This is a genomic window from Stenotrophomonas sp. HMWF023, assembly GCF_003060985.1.
GTDB lineage: Bacteria > Pseudomonadota > Gammaproteobacteria > Xanthomonadales > Xanthomonadaceae > Stenotrophomonas > Stenotrophomonas lactitubi.
Genome location: NZ_QAIJ01000215.1, coordinates 1 through 3,826, shown reverse-complemented (window position 1 = coordinate 3,826; position 3,826 = coordinate 1). Strand labels below are relative to the sequence as shown.

Below are 3,826 nucleotides of genomic sequence, written 5' to 3'. Positions count from 1 at the left end.
CCGCCGATGCGCTCGGCTTCGGTCGCGCGGACGCGCTCGACCAGCGTGCGGTAGCGGTTGGCGTAGGCGGCATCCTGATAGTCGATCAGGAATGCCGAGCGGCGCTCGATCATCTCGTCCAGCGAGCGCGACAGGCGTGCATCGTCCAACGGCAGGAAGGCGACATCGCCACCATGCGTCGGCAACCCACGCAGCTCGCGTTCGTCACCGGTGTTGCGCGGTGCGGCGGTAGCGCCCCACTCGTTGCCTTCCCATTCGCCCGGCGGCAGTGCATGCAGCGGGCCCGGGGTGTTCTCGGTGTCGGTATGGCGGTTGCGCACCACGCCTGCCGCCTGCTGTACGGCCTGCGGGTCGACCACCGCCAGTCGGCCCCAGGCGAAGGCCTGCTGGTTCATCGCCACTGCGGCGCCGTTGAGTTCGATGGCACGCATCAGCGACTCGAACGACAGCGGCACCAGGCCTTGCTGCCAGGCGTAGCCGAGGATGAACAGGTTGGCGGCGATCGCATCACCGAGCAACGCGGTGGCCAGCTGGGTTGCGTCCAGCAGCAGCGGCTCTTCGCCACCCAGGGCCACGCGCACGCCGGCGATGATGTCGGCGGCGGGGAACTGCATGTCCGGGCGTGTGGTGAACGTGCCCGGCATCGCTTCATAGGTGTTGAGCACCACTTGCGAACGGCCGGCACGCACCTTCGACAGTGCCCAGTAATCGTTGACCACCACCATGTCGCAGCCCACCACCAGGTCGGCTTCGCCAGCGGCAATGCGCACGGCGTGGATATCCTCGGGGCGACGGGCGATGCGGATGTGCGTGGTCACCGCGCCACCCTTCTGCGCCAGCCCGGTCTGGTCGAGCACCGAGGCACCCTTGCCTTCAAGGTGACCGGCCATGCCCAGCAGGGCGCCGATGGTCACCACGCCGGTGCCGCCAACGCCGGTGATCAGGATGTTCCAAGGCTGCTCCAGGGTGCCGCGCACCACCGGTGCCGGCAGGTTGTCCAGCAGCGTGGAGGCATCGCGCTTGCTGCCCTTGCGCGGCTGGCCACCGTGCACGGTGACGAAGCTCGGGCAGAAGCCGTTGACGCAGGAATAGTCCTTGTTGCAGTTGGACTGGTCGATGTCGCGCTTGCGCCCGAATTCGGTTTCCTTCGGCAGCACCGACACGCAGAAGCTCTTCTTGCCGCAGTCGCCGCAGCCTTCGCAGACCAGCGAATTGATCATCACCCGCTTGGCCGGATCTTCCAGCTTGCCGCGCTTGCGCCGACGGCGCTTTTCGGTGGCGCAGGTCTGTTCGTAGATCAGGATCGAAACACCCTTCACTTCGCGCAGGCGCTTCTGCACCGCGTCCAGCTCGCTACGGTCGTGGAACTCCACATCGCTGGGGAAATGCTCGCGCTGGCGCGTCCACTTGGCGATGTTGTCCGACAGCACCATGATGGTGTGGATGCCCTCGGCACGCATCTGCTTTGCGATGTCCGGCACACTCAGCGGACCGTCTACCGGCTGGCCGCCGGTCATCGCGACCGCGTCGTTGTAGAGGATCTTGTAGGTGATGTTGACGCCGGCCGCGATCGCCTGGCGGATCGCCAGTGAACCGCTGTGGAAATAGGTGCCGTCGCCCAGGTTCTGGAACACGTGCTGGGTATCGGTGAACGCGGCCTGCCCGGCCCACGTCACACCTTCGCCACCCATGTGGGTGAAGGTGTCGGTGCTGCGGTCCATCCAGGTCACCATGTAATGGCAACCGATGCCGGCCAGCGCACGCGAACCTTCTGGCACGGTGGTGGAGGTGTTGTGCGGGCAGCCGGAGCAGTAGTGCGGCACGCGCGGGAAACTGGCGCGCGGCAACGCAAGCTCGGCTTCCTTTTCCTGCATCCACTGCAGGCGCTGCTCGATGGAGTCGTTGTTGAAGAACTTCTGGATGCGGCGACCGATCACGCCGGCGATGGTGGCCGGGGTCAGTTCGCCGGTGGACGGCAGGATCCACTCGCCGGCCTCGTCGTACTTGCCGACGATGGACGGACGCTGTCCCCAGCTGACCGGCCAGTTGAAGAACTGCTCCTTCATCTGGCGCTCGATGAAGGCGCGCTTCTCCTCCACCACGATGATGTCTTCCAGGCCCTGCGCGAAGCGCGCGATGCCTTCCGGCTCCAGCGGCCAGGTCATGCCGACCTTGTACACGCGGATGCCGATGTCGGCGCAGGCCTGCTCGTCCAGGCCCAGGTATTCCAGCGCCTGCAGCACGTCCAGGTAGCTCTTGCCGGTGGTGACGATGCCCAGCCGTGCACGCGGCGCATCCATCACCACCTTGTCAATGCCGTTGGCACGCGCGAAGGCCTGCGCGGCTTTCACCGCGTAGCGGTGCAGGCGCATCTCCTGGTCCAGCGGCGGATCGGGCCAGCGGATGTTGAGGCCGCCAGCGGGCATGTCGAAGTCTTCGGGCAGCGCGATGCGCCGGGCCAGCGGGTCGACCTCGACCGAGGCCGACGATTCCACCGTCTCGGCGATCGTCTTGAAACCGACCCAACGCCCGGTGTAACGGCTCATCGCCCAGCCGAGCAGGCCCATGTCGAGGATGTCCTGCACGCCGGCCGGGTTCAGCACCGGCATCATCGCGCTGACGAATTCGTCCTCGCTGCCATGCGGCAGGGTCGAGCTGCGGCAGGCGTGGTCGTCGGCGGCCAGTGCCAGCACACCACCATGGCGCGAAGTGCCGGCGGCATTGGCGTGCTTGAACACGTCGCCGCAGCGGTCCACGCCCGGGCCCTTGCCGTACCACATGCCGAACACGCCCTGCACGTTGGCGCCGGGGAACAGGTTGGTCTGCTGCGTGCCCCACACCATGGTCGCGCCCAGGTCCTCGTTGAGGCCCGGGGTGAACTTCACCTTGGCCGCTTCCAGGTGCTTGCGCGCTCGCCACAGCTCCAGGTCGAAGCCGCCCAGCGGGCTGCCGCGATAGCCACTGATGAAGCCGGCGCTGTCGATGCCGGTGGCTTCGTCGCTCAGGCGCTGCATCAGCGGCAGCCGCACCAGCGCCTGCACGCCACTCAGGTAGATCCGTCCTTCGTTGCGGGTGTACTTGTGGTCGAGCGTGTAATCACGGTCGAGCAGGTCGGCGGAGGCGGGCGAGGTGAGTTGCGCGGTACTGGTCATGGCTGGCCTGGTCAGGATCGGCTGGCACCGGCCGCGCAGGTACACGCGGCGGGAAAGGCGCGGATTGTAACAGTGGGGGGCGAAGGCCCCGGCACTCGCGCCAGCGCCGTGCTGGGGTTAGGATCGGGGAGAGAGAGGGAGGTTGGTGTTTCAACCTGGGGGAATTTGGATGTCAGTTGCAGGACAGTTCCTGGCCGGCGTGTTGCTGGTCTCGGGAGCGGCCACTGCGTGGGCCGCGCCGGCATTGCCGGCACCGCAGGAGTTCTATTTCGACAGCGACGCCGCTGCCGCGCCGATCACGGTGGTACAGGGTGAAGGCGAAGACCTGGTGGCACAGCTGCTGAAGCACCGCGAGCGTGGCCGCAAGGGGCTGGAAGCCACGGCGCAGCTGGCGTCGGTAGCCATTGCGCAGGGGCGCGCGGAACTGGGCGACAAGCTCTATCGCGAGGCATTGGCCGAAGCGCCGGTGCAGAGCGCGCTGGGCCGCAGCGTACGCTGGAACTATGGCTGGGACCTGTTGCGGCAGGGCCAGGCGCTGGCCGCGCTGGAACAGTGGCAGGCCGCTGCCGGCTCCCTGCGCAGCAATCCCGGCTGGGTGCCGCCGAGCTATGCGCTGGCGCTGTGGCGGGCCGGCCAGCAGCAGGAAGCAGTGAAGTGGTATGCCGCTGCCGTAC

The 3,826-nt window shown here is 67.3% G+C and carries 2 protein-coding genes; one reads left to right on the top strand and one right to left on the bottom strand.

Annotation, left to right across the window (positions count from 1 at the left end; all coding sequences use genetic code 11):
* Positions 1-3,152, bottom strand: a 3,152-nt coding sequence (locus DBR20_RS11555) for an indolepyruvate ferredoxin oxidoreductase family protein (protein ID WP_258223310.1), incomplete at its 3' end; no start/stop codon positions are given.
* 169 nt (positions 3,153-3,321) lie between these two features.
* Between DBR20_RS11555 and DBR20_RS11550 the strand changes: the two genes are divergently transcribed.
* Positions 3,322-3,826 (top strand): hypothetical protein (locus tag DBR20_RS11550; protein WP_108266265.1); only part of this gene is annotated, 505 nt, incomplete at its 3' end.